This is a genomic window from Microcoleus anatoxicus, from assembly GCF_042465725.1.
Taxonomy (GTDB): Bacteria; Cyanobacteriota; Cyanobacteriia; order Cyanobacteriales; family Microcoleaceae; genus Microcoleus; species Microcoleus anatoxicus.
Genome location: NZ_CP120853.1, coordinates 3,029,742 through 3,044,847, shown reverse-complemented (window position 1 = coordinate 3,044,847; position 15,106 = coordinate 3,029,742). Strand labels below are relative to the sequence as shown.

15 protein-coding genes are annotated in these 15,106 nt (G+C 45.3%); 8 read left to right on the top strand and 7 right to left on the bottom strand.

Going from position 1 to position 15,106, the window contains the following annotated elements; translation table 11 throughout:
- Positions 1-15 precede the first annotated feature (15 nt).
- Positions 16-216: a hypothetical protein gene (locus P2A85_RS13095; RefSeq protein WP_377480666.1), complete on the bottom strand. Its 201-nt coding sequence runs from the start codon at positions 214-216 to the stop codon at positions 16-18.
- A 48-nt stretch (positions 217-264) separates the two neighbouring features.
- Between P2A85_RS13095 and clpS the strand changes: the two genes are divergently transcribed.
- Positions 265-546, top strand: coding sequence for an ATP-dependent Clp protease adapter ClpS (gene clpS, locus P2A85_RS13090; RefSeq protein WP_340518689.1), 282 nt, complete (start codon positions 265-267; stop codon positions 544-546).
- A gap of 181 nt (positions 547-727) precedes the next feature.
- Here clpS and P2A85_RS13085 read toward each other — a convergent pair whose 3' ends face one another.
- Both P2A85_RS13085 and P2A85_RS13080 read right to left on the bottom strand, forming a co-directional pair.
- Positions 728-1,060 carry an RNA recognition motif domain-containing protein gene (locus tag P2A85_RS13085; RefSeq protein ID WP_377480664.1) on the bottom strand — a complete coding sequence of 111 codons (333 nt, stop codon included), beginning with the start codon at positions 1,058-1,060 and terminating at the stop codon, positions 728-730.
- Between the two features lie 195 nt (positions 1,061-1,255).
- Positions 1,256-2,551 (bottom strand): hypothetical protein, encoded by a 1,296-nt coding sequence (locus P2A85_RS13080; RefSeq protein WP_377480662.1) that lies wholly within the window; start codon positions 2,549-2,551, stop codon positions 1,256-1,258.
- A gap of 408 nt (positions 2,552-2,959) precedes the next feature.
- Here P2A85_RS13080 and murF point away from each other — a divergent pair, with 408 nt between their 5' ends.
- The 4 genes from murF (at position 2,960) to P2A85_RS13060 (ending at position 7,093) form a co-directional block, all read left to right on the top strand.
- Positions 2,960-4,345, top strand: coding sequence for a UDP-N-acetylmuramoyl-tripeptide--D-alanyl-D-alanine ligase (murF, locus tag P2A85_RS13075; RefSeq protein ID WP_377481476.1), 1,386 nt, complete (start codon positions 2,960-2,962; stop codon positions 4,343-4,345).
- 124 nt (positions 4,346-4,469) lie between these two features.
- Positions 4,470-5,060: an L-threonylcarbamoyladenylate synthase gene (locus P2A85_RS13070; protein WP_377480660.1), complete on the top strand. Its 591-nt coding sequence runs from the start codon at positions 4,470-4,472 to the stop codon at positions 5,058-5,060.
- Positions 5,061-5,258: 198 nt separating this feature from the next.
- Positions 5,259-6,182 (top strand): sensor histidine kinase KdpD, encoded by a 924-nt coding sequence (locus P2A85_RS13065; RefSeq protein WP_340524466.1) that lies wholly within the window; start codon positions 5,259-5,261, stop codon positions 6,180-6,182.
- A 260-nt stretch (positions 6,183-6,442) separates the two neighbouring features.
- Complete coding sequence (locus P2A85_RS13060; RefSeq protein ID WP_377480658.1) at positions 6,443-7,093, top strand: IS607 family transposase; 651 nt, start codon at positions 6,443-6,445, stop codon at positions 7,091-7,093.
- A 50-nt stretch (positions 7,094-7,143) separates the two neighbouring features.
- Here the strand turns inward: P2A85_RS13060 and P2A85_RS13055 are convergent, their stop codons facing one another.
- The 3 genes from P2A85_RS13055 to P2A85_RS13045 form a co-directional block, all read right to left on the bottom strand.
- Positions 7,144-7,629: a GNAT family N-acetyltransferase gene (locus P2A85_RS13055; protein WP_377480654.1), complete on the bottom strand. Its 486-nt coding sequence runs from the start codon at positions 7,627-7,629 to the stop codon at positions 7,144-7,146.
- Between the two features lie 410 nt (positions 7,630-8,039).
- Entirely contained in the window at positions 8,040-9,023 is a 984-nt protein-coding gene (gene hemB, locus P2A85_RS13050) for a porphobilinogen synthase (RefSeq protein ID WP_377480651.1), read from the bottom strand.
- A gap of 231 nt (positions 9,024-9,254) precedes the next feature.
- Positions 9,255-9,674 carry a hypothetical protein gene (locus P2A85_RS13045; RefSeq protein WP_377480648.1) on the bottom strand — a complete coding sequence of 140 codons (420 nt, stop codon included), beginning with the start codon at positions 9,672-9,674 and terminating at the stop codon, positions 9,255-9,257.
- 249 nt (positions 9,675-9,923) lie between these two features.
- Between P2A85_RS13045 and P2A85_RS13040 the strand changes: the two genes are divergently transcribed.
- Both P2A85_RS13040 and P2A85_RS13035 read left to right on the top strand, forming a co-directional pair.
- A complete protein-coding gene (locus P2A85_RS13040) occupies positions 9,924-10,697 on the top strand; it encodes a transposase (protein WP_377480646.1) in 774 nt (257 codons plus the stop codon).
- A 31-nt stretch (positions 10,698-10,728) separates the two neighbouring features.
- Positions 10,729-10,941: a hypothetical protein gene (locus tag P2A85_RS13035; RefSeq protein ID WP_377480643.1), complete on the top strand. Its 213-nt coding sequence runs from the start codon at positions 10,729-10,731 to the stop codon at positions 10,939-10,941.
- 360 nt (positions 10,942-11,301) lie between these two features.
- Here the strand turns inward: P2A85_RS13035 and P2A85_RS13030 are convergent, their stop codons facing one another.
- Positions 11,302-11,673: an AMIN domain-containing protein gene (locus P2A85_RS13030; RefSeq protein ID WP_377480640.1), complete on the bottom strand. Its 372-nt coding sequence runs from the start codon at positions 11,671-11,673 to the stop codon at positions 11,302-11,304.
- 168 nt (positions 11,674-11,841) lie between these two features.
- Here P2A85_RS13030 and P2A85_RS13025 point away from each other — a divergent pair, with 168 nt between their 5' ends.
- Positions 11,842-14,844 (top strand): sacsin N-terminal ATP-binding-like domain-containing protein, encoded by a 3,003-nt coding sequence (locus P2A85_RS13025; RefSeq protein ID WP_377480637.1) that lies wholly within the window; start codon positions 11,842-11,844, stop codon positions 14,842-14,844.
- The last annotated feature ends 262 nt before the right edge of the window (positions 14,845-15,106 follow it).

Genomic DNA, 15,106 nt, shown 5'->3' with positions numbered 1-15,106 from the left:
AGTAGTTTTTTATTTTTATCTTTTGTGTTCTAATTGTACGGCGATCGCCCGGTCACGGTAACAGGCTGGGGAGACAGGAGTTTTTCCCAACTGCATCTGCGTCTGGCGATCGACTTTTTGGCTACTTTGTCGGAATTTGATGACCCCACAGGATGTCAATTCAATTAAAATAACTGAAAGTCGGATACCATTGCACAGCGGAAGAATCCGGCTCAAGATTATTCACAAATTTTAACATTTTACCCACCAGGAGGATACAAAGTAGTGTCTGTCGAAATTATTGTAAAGCCTTCAACAGTCCGTAAGCTTGCACCCCGCTACCGCGTTCTGCTGCACAATGATGATTTCAACCCGATGGAGTACGTGGTGCAGACTCTGATGCAGACGGTTCCGAGTCTGACTCAGCCACAGGCTGTGAATATTATGATGGAAGCTCACACCAACGGGCTGGGACTGGTGATTGTGTGTGCCCTAGAACACGCTGAGTTTTACAGCGAAACGCTCAACAATCACGGATTGAGTAGTACGATCGAACCAGACGAATAGAGTCTGAGTTTAGAGCAAGACTCTGTCATCTCAACAAAAAAAACTGATAGCTAAAAGCCAAGGGCTTGACCCTTGGCTTTAGCGTGTATTTAAAGTAAAGCAGGAAATTTGAACAGAAGGCGGTTCGGAGCTAGGTGCCCTTCATCGGAAATCTCCAATATCAAATCTGCGTCCGAGGAAATTAATAACGTCCTCCCCCTCCTCCTCCACCGCGAGCAAATTTTCCAGGACCACCTCCGCCGCGGTTGCCGCCGGAGCGATTACCTTCATCTTCGCGGGGTTTGGCTTTATTAACTTTTAGGTCGCGACCCATCCACTCTGCTCCATCGAGAGCAGCAATGGCTGCATCTTCTTCTGCATCGTTTGACATTTCTACAAAACCGAAGCCGCGGGGGCGACCTGTTTCTCTGTCGGTAGGTAGATGTACTCGCTTAACGGTTCCGTATTCGGCGAAGACGGAGGTGATGTCTTCTGGGGTAACTTGGTAGGATAAGTTACCGACGTATATCGACATGGGAAATAACTCCAAAATTTAGACAGTGCAAAGATTTCAGTTTCGGAGAGTTCCCTGCCGATACAGAAGGGCAAGTTTTTAGACAATTCTGTAGCAATGAACAAAGCCTACAACCGAATCTAATTCACATTTGGTATTTTAACACAGAATAGTCTCTGATGAGTAGGTTTCAACAGTTAGTTGCGCCGAGTCTATTTACGGCAGGAAAGATAGGTCTACCTTGCCAAAGTTGGTACTCAAAGCTAGATTCACGTTTTCTAGGGCTTTCACTAACCACATCACACCTGTTCTGGCAGAAAACTCGTAGTGACCGAACAAAATTGCCAAACGCTTTTCTAGGTATGGTTTGACTTTGCCGCAAATTAGTACAATTTTCAGCAGCAAACCTGTAGTCTCGGTGGGGCCGAGATTGGAGATGAGGTCAATGAAGACAAAGTGGTTGGGTCGTTTCTGACTCTCTACTACTAAAAAATTCAATAACTGGCTGCAAGTTCTCATCATTAAACATTCGTTTAACTTCTGAGAGTCGCTGTGAGGAAAGGTGCTTTGTAATTGCTTATACAATTTTTCCTTAAATTGACCTTGACCGTAGCGGTGGTTGGTGACACCAGAAATCAAGTATTCGTATAAATCATCTTTAAAAGAACCGTAGGACTGATTTTGGCTAGTGTTGGCAAGAAAACTATTCGCTAGGTGTCTGTAAGTATTGCCTCCTTCTACTTTGCCGACAAATTGCTTCAAGGCGAACAACAGTTCGGTGTCGTTCAAAAGCGTGGGGTTTTTTATAGTTTGTATAGGTCTGCCAAAGGAAACCGAGGTTCCCCGGCGAGCTATTTGCATTTTTCTCACTTGGTGAGCGACGTATTGGGAGAGGTTGATTTCAAATTGCTGCTGCTTTCGGGCTTGGATTTTTTTAATGATTCTTTGTTGCTCGTAGTTGCTGTCGTCGCTCAGGAGGCAGTGGCTGTAAAGGTATGGGTAGTGAGGAATCAAGCTTCCCAGGGCTAGGTTAGTGGGGGTTTTGCTGTTGTTACCCTCTTCTGAACCGTGAAGGATAACTTTGGATAAGCGTTTGAGGGCGAGGTATTGTTCGCTGGTGGTAAATTGATTGACTAATTTGGCGATTTGACCGATCGCCCGCGATCGATCGTATCCAAATATGACCTTGGGAACCCCTTCAAATACAGCGATCAATTCCGGGATGGCCGCTTGCTTGTTGGGGTAGGTTTGCCAGCGGTTGATGGCGATGTGACAGCAGCGGTTGAGGATGTACTTGAATTCTGGTTCTGCATCTTTTGAGGTGGCGATTTTTTCCAAAGCCTCGACGATCGACCGATCGGGATATTTCTCACAATTGATAAATAAAGTGCGAAAACGATGGATAATTTCCGCCGGTGGTTCTACTTGTACCAGATTCAACCAGTGCTGATAAAGTAGCTGTTCAGCTTCGTAGCTAGATCGGCTGTAACTGTCTTTCCAGGTATTATTCACTCTTTTTACCCTCCGAAATTGGGCAAGATGTTGCAGCGCCATTGGCTCGATAAATTAGCTGAAGAAGCACCTGAATTGAATTAATGGATTTGCTCGATTCCCAAAGCTTTGGGGCGGCAGCGGTCAGCATCTTGGGCCGATCGCTCTTTTTTGTCTAATTAAACTATTTACTAACAATAGCATGACACAAATTCTTGGCACCTCGCAAGGCCTCAATCACTATTATTTTAGGTAAAAAATTACTCGCAAATGTAGACCCCCAGTTAGAGATTTGTGAGTCGGAGGGCGATTTAGTATTACGATTGTTAAAGCAAATCCCGATCGACAGCCCCCAAATAGTTAATTTTGAGGTCTGGCGATCGGCGACGAGTGCTGAAATTGACTATTTAAAGTGTGAGTGCTAGTAATATGGTTTGTCGCGTCACTATTTCCCAACTTGCTGAAATTTTAACCGTAGCTTTGCCTGTTGCCTCTGAGGCTGTGTTGACAACATTAGGCACTGGTATTACCACAGACACGCGCACTATTCAGGGGGGTGAGGTATTTTTGGCACTGCGGGGAGAAAATTTTGACGGGCATCAATTTGTGGAAAAAGCCAGGGATTTGGGGGCTATTGTGGCGGTAGTCGATCGCGATTGGCAAGGCAAAGTTCTTAACTTTCCCCTATTGCGAGTTGACAATACTTTAACAGCTTATCAGGCGATCGCCCGTTGGTGGCGCGACCAATGCAGTATACCGATAATTGCAGTCACTGGTTCTGTAGGTAAAACCACTACTAAAGAATTGATTGCAGCAGTTTTGTCAACCCAAGGGAATGTACTCAAAACTCAATTGAACTATAACAATGAAATTGGAGTACCAAAGACCCTGTTAGAGCTGTCGCCAGAACACAATTATGCCGTTATTGAGATGGGAATGCGGGGACTTGGTGAAATTGCGCTGTTAGCGCAAATTGCCCGCCCCACGATAGCAGTAATTACGAATGTGGGAACGGCGCATATTGGGCGATTGGGGTCATCGGAGGCGATCGCCACCGCTAAATGCGAATTGTTAGCAGAAATGCCAGCAGCCAGTATTGCTATTCTCAATCATGATAGTGACAAATTAATCACAGCAGCAGCCCAAGTTTGGCAAGGAAAAACTTTAACCTACGGCTTAGAAGGTGGAGATTTGCATGGCACATTCATCGACAATAATTCAATGGGGATTGAAGATCTAGAATTGCCACTACCTCTACCAGGAAGGCACAATGCTGTGAATTATCTAGCAGCTTTGGCCGTAGCCAAAGTGTTAGATATTGATTGGCAAGTTTTCCAGCAAGGTTTGTCTGTACAATTACCTGATGGGAGAGCGCGTAAGTACGAATTACCGAAGGATATTGTGATTTTAGATGAGACTTATAATGCGGGTTTGGAGTCGATGTTGGCGGCCTTGAGACTGTTGGCGGATACTCCAGGAAAACGGCGGATTGCGGTGTTGGGAACGATGAAAGAATTGGGCGATAAATCCCTAGAATTTCACAGACAAGTGGGAACAGCAGCCCGAAACTTAAATGTCGATGCTTTGTTTGTGTTTGCTGATTTTGAAGAAGCTGCGGCGATGGCGAGTGGTGCTGCTGGTTTGCCTTTGGTGGAAATAGAAGATATTTCGGCGGAAAATGCTCACGATGTGCTAGCAAGGCATTTAATGGAGTTTGTAGAAACAGGCGATCGCCTTTTATTTAAGGCCTCTCACGCGATGGAGTTAAATAGAGTAGTCGATCGGCTGAGGACTGATATGATTGTTGACAACTGACAACTGACAACTGACAACTGACAACTGACAACTGACAACTGACAACTGACAACTGACAACTGACAACTGACAACTGACAACTGACAACTGACAACTGACAACTGACTAAAAAATCTCAAATCCGATGACTCAAGTTTCGATGAATACCCTCGTTGAAAAAGCAATTTCTGGCACTGCTATAGTCAGTTTTCCCACTGATACTGTACCCGCTTTGGCCACCTTGCCCGATCGCTCCGAGTTGATTTTTGCCGCTAAACGGCGCAGCCAAGACAAACCGCTGATTTTGATGGCAGCCTCAGCAGAAGATTTGTGGGGCTACGTGGACGGAAGTCCAGCAGATTTCCAAGTGTGGGAACAAGTCGCGCAATCTGTTTGGCCGGGGGCCTTAACTTTGGTGCTCCCAGCTTCAGCAAAAGTACCCGTGGCGATGAATCCGATCGACCCGACTACAATTGGATTGCGAGTCCCTAATTGTACCCTGGCACGCAAAATTCTACAGCAGACAGGCCCTTTGGCTACCACCAGTGCCAATTTATCAGGCCAACCCCCTCTGGAGTCCATGGCAGAAATTGAAGCCCAGTTTCCCGAAGTCCTGACTTTACAGCCTTTGGAATTACCAACCATAGCCACAGCTTCGAGTCTTCCTTCCACGGTTGCTAAATGGACTGGCAGTGGTTGGAAAATCTTGCGACAGGGCGCGGTACAGTTAGAATAGTGACCGAAAAACAGGCACTTAAATTAAATCTTGGTAAAAAATCAAATACCCTCCTACCTGTTCCTGCTATGCAGAAAGACGCTAGGATCGTGTGAAAGTTTTTACCAGCCTTTATCCCACCGGCAAATCCTCGATCGGATTTCGCGCGAGGGCGAGGCGCGAAATAGCTAAACTCGAAGGCAAAGTGATATGGCGCTGATGGGCTGGAGCGAATTGATATATATAGGAATGGGGCTGGGACTTGGTTTGGGAAGCAATTTGATCTGGCGTCCGCGGCCAAAAAGCTCGGAACCGCTAGAACCTGCAACCCACCAGCAGTCAACTCCTCAAGAGATTTATTTAGAGAAGTTTGATGCCATTTCTGACCAACTGAAGCAAACTCAATTGGCTTATCAGATGGCATCGGAAATGAGTCAATTTAAGGCTGGTTTTTTGGCTAGGACTTCTCACGAATTGCGATCGCCACTGAGCAGTATGATTGGCACACTGCAATTAATTCTGTCGGATTTGTGCGACGATCCTGCTGAAGAACGGGAGTTTGTCGAACAAGCTCACATTGCAGCACTCAAGTTAGTGAAATTGATCGATCAAATTATCTTTGTTGCTAAAACTGAACATGGCACTGAGACGATGGATATTGAGCCGATTCAGTTAGCTAAAATCTTTGATGAAGTGGATGATTTAACTTACTTACAAGCAGCTAACCGGAGCATTCGTCTAGAAATATCGCCGCCCGATCCGGAAATTTATGTATTGGTTGATTTTCCCAGATTTAGGCAAGTGTTAGTCAATTTGATAGATACTGCTATTGCGGAAATGGAAGAGGGGAGTATTTTTGTTTCTGCACACCCTTCACCGGAATCTGGCTACGTTAACATTTGGGTAGACGATCAGCGTTCCATCAGTGCTTGGAGCGAGTCTTGGGATTTATTAAAGCACGATTTAGAGACAGATAATAAGAGTACCGATCCAGTTAAAGTGTCTTCGGGAATGAGGTTATTGATGGATCAGACGCTGCTAAGTTTAATGAACGGGCGTTTAGAGGTTCTGGCGGTTCCTTCGGAGACTGAAGAGTCCAATTTCACTCGGACTCAATGTTCTATTCCTTTAGCTCAGCAGTGATTATTCAGTTATGGAAGACGAACTGCCATAGGAATAGGATCTCAAGAGCTTGCGAGTGAGAAAGGCAGGCAATGCACGCAAGAGTTTTGGCGGGCTGAACTGGAACCTGATGTTGCAGAAATGTTTCCCGACTCTCTACGGTTTTGGATAAAAGTTATGAAAGACAATAAGCATCCTCTGAGCAATATCAGAGCTAGTACCTAGCTAGCGAATAAATAGACAAAGTGGTACACTTGTAGACAAATCTACGATGTACCACTTTGTTTAAACCACACGAATTCGCGAAAAAACTTGGATTATCAGTAAAGACGCTCCAGCGCTGGGATGTCTCAGGAAAGCTGCCAGCCAAGCGCACCCTGTCGGGTCATCGTTTTTACACAGAGGACGACCTTTTAATCGCCAACGGATTGAAACCCATAGAAGCCAAGCGAAAGACAATCGTCTACTGCCGAGTCTCATCTAGCGCGCAAAAGCCAGAACTCAAAAATCAGGTACTGGCAATGGAAGCTTTTTGTTTAGGTCGAGGGCTGAGCGTCGATGACTGGGTATCAGAAATCGGTGGTGGGCTAAACTTCAAGAGGAAAAAGTTTCTAGCAATTATGCTGTCAATGATTAGAGGCGAAATATCAACAATAGTGATTGCACACAAAGACAGGATGTGCCGTTTCGCATTTGAATTTATCCAGGAGCTTGCTACATCAGTTGGGTGTGAGATTGTAGTTGCCAACCAAGAGTCTTTGTCCCCTCAACATGAATTAGTAGAAGACTTGATGGCGATAATCCACTGTTTTTCTTGTCGGTTATATGGTAGGCGAAATTACTCCAAAGACATCAAGGAAAAGCTCAAGGATGCTATTGACAGACCAGTACAAGACGTGTCTGAATTGAGCAATCAAGAAATACAGTGTTGAGGTCGAGCAATGCTTTGATCCATCAAAACAAAGTTAAAGCTCAACAAAAATTAAGCAACAATAATGAGTTCTTGATTGATAATTTCTAATTCGACATTCTCTTCTAATGGCTGATTTTCTAGTACCATTGTCGTGCTGGCGTTATGCTGAAAACCGATGCGCTCGTAGAAGCTTTGTTTGTAAGTTGTCATCAGGTAAATTCGCTCTACTCGGCTCATTCGAGGGTGACTTAAAACTGTTTGGACTAATTTGCGTCCCAGTCCTGCACCTTGGTAATCTGGGTGAATGGCAACATCCCAAATGGTAGCTCGATAGATGCCGTCTGATGTTGCTCTGGCAAAACCGATCGCCCTTTCGCCATCCCAGACGGTGACAACTGGTTCGCTGTTGGCGATCGCGATTTTCCAATCTTCTATTTTGCGTTCCCTAGCCCAAAATGCAGCTACTTTAAATAGATGTTGAAGTTGTTCGAGGTCTACTCGATCGTGACCTATGCAAAATTGAATGTGACTGGAATCTCTAGTCGTTGATGTCATTCTAAATCTGCCCGTAAATTGTATTTAATTCTAAAGATACAAACATAAATTAATTCACCCATATTATCTGACTAATTTCCGTAATCATTAATACTTTTTACTAACAAAATGCGATCGCTATCAGAGCCACCACTTTACACAAAAAGTCGCCGCTCTGGATGTACAAAAGTCGCCTTAATAGCCACCGCTAAGGCTATTAAGGCGATTCTCAAGCGTTGTGAGTGAGGGGGGTAGGCGGGGAGCACTACTCCTACAGAATCATCGTTTTCTGGACAATGAAACAGCCGTGCCCCCCAGGGCGGTTTTCTTCGCTTGTAGGGGCCGTGCCCCCGTGCCGGCCCTCTTTCCAATAGATGAAGTAGGTTAGGTAGCCCTTGGACTACGACGGGGTATCAACCGCGGAGATTTCCTCAGCCTTTTAACCAGCGGGCGGCATCTTTGGCGTGATAAGTTAAAATCAAATCAGTACCAGCACGTTTGAATCCTGTCAAAGTTTCCATCACTACTCTTTCTTCATCAATCCAACCATTGAGAGCAGCGGCTTTAACCATCGCATATTCTCCAGAAACGTTGTAAGCTGCAACTGGCAGATTAGTTGCTTCCTTAACGCGCCAGATGATATCCATATAGGCTAAAGCAGGTTTAACCATGAGCATATCCGCACCTTCGGCAATATCGAGAGCAATTTCTTTGAGAGCTTCACGACCATTTCCGGGGTCCATTTGATAGGTACGTCGATCGCCAAATTGTGGTGCAGAATCCGCCGCATCTCGGAACGGGCCATAATAAGCCGAAGCATATTTTGCCGCGTAGGACATGATAGGAATATCTTCAAATCCAGCATCGTCCAATCCTTCCCGAATTGCTCCGACAAAACCGTCCATCATCCCAGAAGGTGCGATAATATCTGCACCGGCTTTAGCTTGAGCAACCGCTGTTTTCTTGAGCAATTCTAGGGTTGGGTCATTCAAAACACGACCGGTTAAATCCCCGACTTGCAAATAGCCACAGTGACCGTGACTGGTATATTCGCACAGACAAGTATCGACCATGACGATTAAATCTGGTACTGCTTCTTTGACTGCTGTTGTCGCTTTTTGGACGATGCCGCAATCGTGCCAAGCACCGGTGGCGTCTGTGTCTTTATCCGCGGGAATTCCGAATAAAATAATTGCCGGAATGCCGAGGTCGTAAACTTCTTTTGCTTCTTCGACTATTTTGTCGATCGAGAGCTGGTAAACTCCTGGCATTGATGTGACTTCTTTAGCAAAACCTTCCCCCGGTACGGCAAATAGGGGGTAAATTAAATCATTGGTTGTCAAGATGTTTTCGCGCACCATCCGGCGGAGTTGGGGATGGTTGCGGAGGCGGCGGGGACGGTGTGTGGGAAACATAATGTGTTTTTTAATGTTAGGTCAAGTCCGGTCTTGGAGACTTGTGGATGGTTTTAAAAGTCTAGAGCTTATTGTTGGGCAGGCTAGGACGCATCCTATCGTTTCCGGTGGCATCGGAAGGATAAAACAGTCAACAGTCAACAATCACCTGAGAGTGCAACCGGAATTGATATCATATCAAATCCCGTGGCACCGTCAGATGATTTAACCGGGAACACGGCAACAGGGGGTTCAATTAATCCGATCGGTATTGGGTAGCGGTTCGCCAAAGTTAATTATCCCCTCCGAGCGTGCAGCAGGACGTGGCACGGGAGCCACACGTATACCCCGCCGTTCCTCCACTGCTACCCTCACTAAAGGCACTGTTATGGGTCGGATTTGGTCATTTTGGGTTGTTTGTTGGGCGGGAGGGCGATCGTAAGTTTGAGTGGCGATCGCACTTGGTGAAACAGGTTCTGGAGTGGGCGCCGAGTTGGGAGTTGTTGTCGCCTGGGGCTGTGCTATGGCTGTAGCTGAGGGGGTTGTGGTTTCTCTGGTGTTGGCGATCGCACTTGGGGCGATGGCGGGAACTAACACCCAGCGATTGGTGGCACCGATTTTTTGGAATTGAGTGCGATCGGGCCAGACAGCAAATCCTCGTGCTAACTCCATCACAATTCTCACTTGGAGTTTAGACTAAGCAGGTCAAAAAGTGCGATCGCTGTGAGACTAGCTCACGTTTATCAAGAACGGCAATGGTCGCTGGCGACTAGCTATCAGACTCAACCATAATCTAAATACCAGCGACCGTTGACGTTCTCCGAGACTTGCAACAAGAAAAAAACTGTCTGCGATAGTTTCAACAGACAGCATCAGGATAGAAGATTGAGAATTCAGCTAAAAATCTCAAATCTACCTGCCATGAAGTTAGAACAATTACGGGAATTTCGTCAACTAGCTTATGAATGTCTCGGCAATGCCAAAGACGCCACCTTTGAACTAGCAGACGCGGTAATGACAACCCGCCACATCTCATGCTTAGGAGATTTAGCCCTCAATCCCTTATTTCGGCGTGAGTGGTCGAGCGTCTATGAAGCATTACAAGACTGTAGACCAGACCGAGAACAATTGATGCAACTATACATCCAACAGATGTCACAAGTAGAACGTCCAGTATTAGCGATCGATCATACAGCGTGGTTAAGACCCCATGCACCTACCCTCAAAGAACGTACCTATGAACATCAACCCACAGCCTTACCCCACGGCATACCTGTTGGTATCGGTCAGGGATATAGTACGATCGCACTGATACCTTCGATGAGCGCTCGTTGGGCGCTGCCCTTAAGACATGAACGTATTACCAGTTGGGAGAACCCAATCGGTAAAGGCGCTGAACAATTAGCACAAGTATGTCAATATCTTCAGCATAGACCGATCGCCCTATTTGATAGTGAATATGGGTGTGCCCCTTTGGTCAAAGCCACCGCAGCCATTGCCGCCGATAAATTGATGCGTGTCCGTTCTAATCGTTGCTTGTGGTCAACACCCCCAGCCTATAGTGGTAAAGGCAGACCCAAAATTCACGGTCAACAGTTTAAGCTCAACGACTCTCAAAGCTGGTGGACACCAGAACAAACTCTGGAATCTGTTGAACCCAAATTCGGAAAAATTCGGCCCGTGAAAATGGGATGACTTGCATTTTCGAGGCAGTCCCAAACATCCAATGACCTTGATTTTAGTCGAACGTTTGGAAACTATAACGGGCCGGTTAAACAGTCAACCTTTGTGGTTAGTGTGGGTTGGTATCCAAATGCCGTCTCTGGCTGAAATTTGGCAACTATATCTGCGTCGTTTTACGATCGAGCATTGGTATCGGTTAGCTAAACAAACCTTGCATTGGACTGTGCCGAAGTTGAGTACCAAGCGAACAGTGTGAACGATGGAGTGATTTGATGCCTTTGCTCACTTGGCAATTATGGTTAGCTAAAGATCTCGTCAGAGAAATTCGTCTCCCCTGGCAAAAATCTCTGCCTGAATTGACGCCTGGAAGGGTTGTACAATCAATGCTTCCACTTTTAATCAAGATTGGGACTCCGACTGTTGCTCCCAAACGGCGAGGAAATTCAGATGGATGGCCTCAAGGAAGACCTCGCACTCAAAGATGCCGCTATCCTGTGGTCAAAAAGGGTAAAGGTCGGTTCCAAAACTCGTCAAAATCGATTATTTAACCTGGTCAGCTCTCTCTAAATTCAACACAATTTCTACTCAGCGTTAGCTGAGTAAATTTGTGCTTAGTCTAAACTCCAATTCTCACCCTTCCCGGTTGAATTTGACTCATTCCCACAGAAATTACTAATCCTTTTGGATATAACTGAGTTGCATCTACTGAGATTTCAGTATTGGGCAAATCCACAGCAATTTGATTGGAGTTTAATACAGAATATTTGGGAGTTATGCCTTCTGGGAGGCTAATGATTAACTCATTTGTGGCTGGATCGAATTGCCAAAGGGGAACAGTGGAAGCGGTGGCTTGTTGTTGTCCGATTGGCATCAAAACTGTGGTGGCGACGGCTAGATTCAGACTCAGGGACAAGCTGGCTAACAATCGGGGTGCTAGAGAATTAAGAGTCAATTTTTGTAAGTGTTGCCAAAATTTTTGGTATTGCATGGCTGCTCCTTAAACTATATAAGATTAAATGAACCGCGAAGGCGCGAAGAACGCGAAGGAAGAACCCGCCCTGTCCCCCAAGGGGGGAAGGAGATATGTGCCACGACGGATTAAATTGCTATAATCGGAATCGCGATCGCCTAAAAAAATCCTGCCGTCAGAACCCCTATGGCTTACAGTAACAGCAAACTTGAGGGAAAATCTTTCTATCAATCGGAACCTTTAATCGCCAGATTGAGGGGAATTATCCGCGATTATCCCGAAGGTGTGGGGATTCTCAAGGAGTTAATTCAAAATGCTGACGATGCGAAAGCCACGCGAGTAGAAATAACCCTCGATTGGCGAAACCATGAAGTCAAAGAATTGCCTGACGATCGCATGGTACGGTTAATGGGGCCGGCGATGTTAGTCTACAACGATCGCGTATTTACAGACAAAGATTTTGACAGCATTCGCAGTTTGGGACAAAGCGAAAAAGCAGGAGACTTGCAGAAAACGGGTAGGTTTGGCGTCGGTTTTAATGCAATTTATCATGTTACAGATTTTCCCAGTTTTGTGTCGCGCGATCGCCTGATTTTTTTTGACCCTCACGGGGCGGCGATTCCCGGTACTTCTAGGCAAGAACCTGGGCGTGAGTGGAACTTGGCAGAGGCGAAATGGTACGAAAAATATCCTGGTTTTATGCAAGTCTACGCAGCGGGAGGATTGCCCTTTGGAGATAATAACTTTCAAGGTACTCTGTTTCGGCTACCTTTGAGAACAACAGAAAGCGCCAAAAATAGCGAGATTCGTAAACAAGCTTTTACTGAATCAAACGTCAAGGAACTGCTAGATGAATTGAGACAGTCTGGTGAAGAACTTTTGCTGTTTTTGAAATCTGTTCAAGAAATTAGAGTTTATGAAATTCCGGAAAACAGTCAAGAAACCAGACAAGAGATTCTGGCGATTGTGACCAAAAATCCGCTAGAAGTCCGAGAAGCGCGACAAAAACTCCTGGATGCAATTCCCGATACTCCCGACAAGTTACTGGAATTGTGCAGCCACAATCCTGATGGTTTAGTCTCAGTTTCTTACCGCCATGAGATAGAAACGATTAGTTGCGATCGCACTATCAAGTCTACTTGGAGAATAGTCAGTTTAATTCGCACAGACGAAGGTGGCGATTTGGCAAAAAATATCACAGCCATGCACCAAAGTCAAGAGAAAGTAGTGCCTTGGGCCGGTGCTGCTGCTAGAATTAGTGCTGCTAGTACCGAGGGAAGTATCCCGCTATTTTCCGGCAAAGTTTACTGTTTTTTGCCGCTTCCTCTGGAAACTGGTTTGCCGGTGCACATCAACGGTTTTTTTAACTTAAATAGTTCGCGGGATAACCTCAGCAGCGACAGCGGACAAACCGGAAAAGACCGACCCAGAGCTATTTGGAATCAGCTACTGGCGCGCCATGTTTTGGCTCATGCTTATGCTAACTTAATTGTGGATTTAGTACAAGATATCGGACGGTTTGAGCCAGAGGAGTTTTACAATTTTTGGCCGATTTGCAAAATCACTACTAGCAAAGCTCTGGAAGAGTTGCACAACTTTGTGATGCAGTTATTGTACCACAAGCAAGTTGTGCGATCGGCTGTCAAACATATTGTAACTGATGGTAAAATTAACGAGACAAGATGGGTAACACCTCCGACAGTTCAAAATCTACCCTCAAAAAAGTGGTGGGATGAATTATTAGCACCGCTGTGTGCCGATAATATTGATATTCCAAATCCGGAAGCTAGACTTTATGGTTCGACTCCGCTCACCAACCACCGCGCTAAGGATTTATGCTTCATTCAAGATGCTTGTTTAGTAGCCAGCCAAAAGTTCATATTTGCACGTCCTCAGCGGGACTTGCTGAAGGTAGAAATCAGGAATGCCCTGGGTTTTGAGCCTGTCGAACCCAATACAGTCATTGAACATTTTGATGTTATCATAAAACTTGGGGAAAATGATATAATTCAATTATCCAACACTCAAAACGCACTATTAGAATCAGTAAAGACAATTTACAAGTATTTTTATGATACTTTGGTAAAAGGCGGTATTTCAGGCGATCGCCAGAGACAAGTTCAACAGCGTTTTGCTCGGCGTAAATGCCTGTGGGATGAGTCTACAGGCAAGTTTTGGCAACCACAACACGTCTTTTTAGATGATGTACCATTTTTCGGAAATCGTCGCACAACCATAGCTAGTTCTCATGCTTATTGCGAAGTTTATCAGTTGTTAGGACAAAGGCGATCGCCCGTCGTACAAGACTACTTAGACTTTCTCACCGAACTAGCAGAAGAGTACCACACTTCGACTACGCTCAGTGACCACAACAACTCGTTAAATGAAGCGGATAAAAACTGTGCGATTCAGGTAATTAGCCGCCTGGAATCTCAACAGTTTTTAGAAGGAGTCGCCGTTAAAAATATACCGATACTTACTGCTAACAATACGCTGGGTGTGGCTGACAAAGTTTTCATAGCCGACGCAGCTTGGCGCAAGGATTATATTGACCCCAACCGAATACTGCACGAGCTAGTTTCTACTAAATTTGCTAAATCCGTTGGCTGTCTTTCTTTGCTCAACGATGCAGTAGAAAGCCCGAAAACAGTAAAATTAGCCCGGAACATCAAAAGCTGCGATTGGTGTCTAGAATGGCAAAATACATTAAATTCAGCAGAATTTAGATCTGGTTTGAAGCGGTTGATTTTTCACGATCGCGAATCCGAACCAATTTTAGATTTAATCTGGCTGGCTAAAGCTAAAGTTTCGGCCGCTAGTCAAATTAATGTAGATTTATTTTTGAGCGATGAAACCCTCATTGCGACAGATATACCGGGTACTCAACACTTTGAGGAATTTAATAAAATTTTTCATATTATCAGCAGCGCTAACAGATATATTATGCTCTGCTTTTTAGCAGAAAGCGTCAATGTTAGACTCGGAGAATATGCGGTTAAAAATTTGCTGCCACTAGCCACCATAATTGATGCTAAACCGAGTATGATTAATAGTTTACTAGACGAGTTACGCCTTAGGTCTTTACCATCGCTTGTTACTGATACTGCAACGGAAAATCAAGAAAATAATATTAATACATCGCCCAAAAATTCGAGGGGGGAGTCTTCAATTTACTGGGGGGCATTTTGAGGGAGTAAGATTAATTCCGGTTGTATCGGAATGATTTAACCGCGAAGGCGCGTTCGGCGAAGCCGTTCCCGTAGGGTAGGACGCGAAGGAAGAGAAGAAAGAGTTTAATACAGGACGATGAAGAGAGGATTTTATATAAGATTAAATGAACCGCGAAGGCGCTAAGAACGCGAAGGAAGAACCCCCCCTGCCCCCCCAAGGGAGAAGAAGATGCAATTCTAACTTCGTGCTCTTCGCGTCTTCGCGGTTTAATCATTCCAAT

Bases quoted from the DNA above. Each gene is read 5' to 3' on its own strand.
- P2A85_RS13085 (WP_377480664.1), bottom strand. From the start codon at position 1,060: ATGTCGATATACGTCGGTAACTTATCCTACCAAGTTACCCCAGAAGAC.
- murF (WP_377481476.1), top strand. From the start codon at position 2,960: ATGGTTTGTCGCGTCACTATTTCCCAACTTGCTGAAATTTTAACCGTA.
- P2A85_RS13070 (WP_377480660.1), top strand. From the start codon at position 4,470: ATGACTCAAGTTTCGATGAATACCCTCGTTGAAAAAGCAATTTCTGGC.
- P2A85_RS13065 (WP_340524466.1), top strand. From the start codon at position 5,259: ATGGGCTGGAGCGAATTGATATATATAGGAATGGGGCTGGGACTTGGT.
- P2A85_RS13055 (WP_377480654.1), bottom strand. From the start codon at position 7,629: ATGACATCAACGACTAGAGATTCCAGTCACATTCAATTTTGCATAGGT.
- hemB (WP_377480651.1), bottom strand. From the start codon at position 9,023: ATGTTTCCCACACACCGTCCCCGCCGCCTCCGCAACCATCCCCAACTC.
- P2A85_RS13045 (WP_377480648.1), bottom strand. From the start codon at position 9,674: ATGGAGTTAGCACGAGGATTTGCTGTCTGGCCCGATCGCACTCAATTC.
- P2A85_RS13040 (WP_377480646.1), top strand. From the start codon at position 9,924: ATGAAGTTAGAACAATTACGGGAATTTCGTCAACTAGCTTATGAATGT.
- P2A85_RS13035 (WP_377480643.1), top strand. From the start codon at position 10,729: ATGACCTTGATTTTAGTCGAACGTTTGGAAACTATAACGGGCCGGTTA.
- P2A85_RS13030 (WP_377480640.1), bottom strand. From the start codon at position 11,673: ATGCAATACCAAAAATTTTGGCAACACTTACAAAAATTGACTCTTAAT.
- P2A85_RS13025 (WP_377480637.1), top strand. From the start codon at position 11,842: ATGGCTTACAGTAACAGCAAACTTGAGGGAAAATCTTTCTATCAATCG.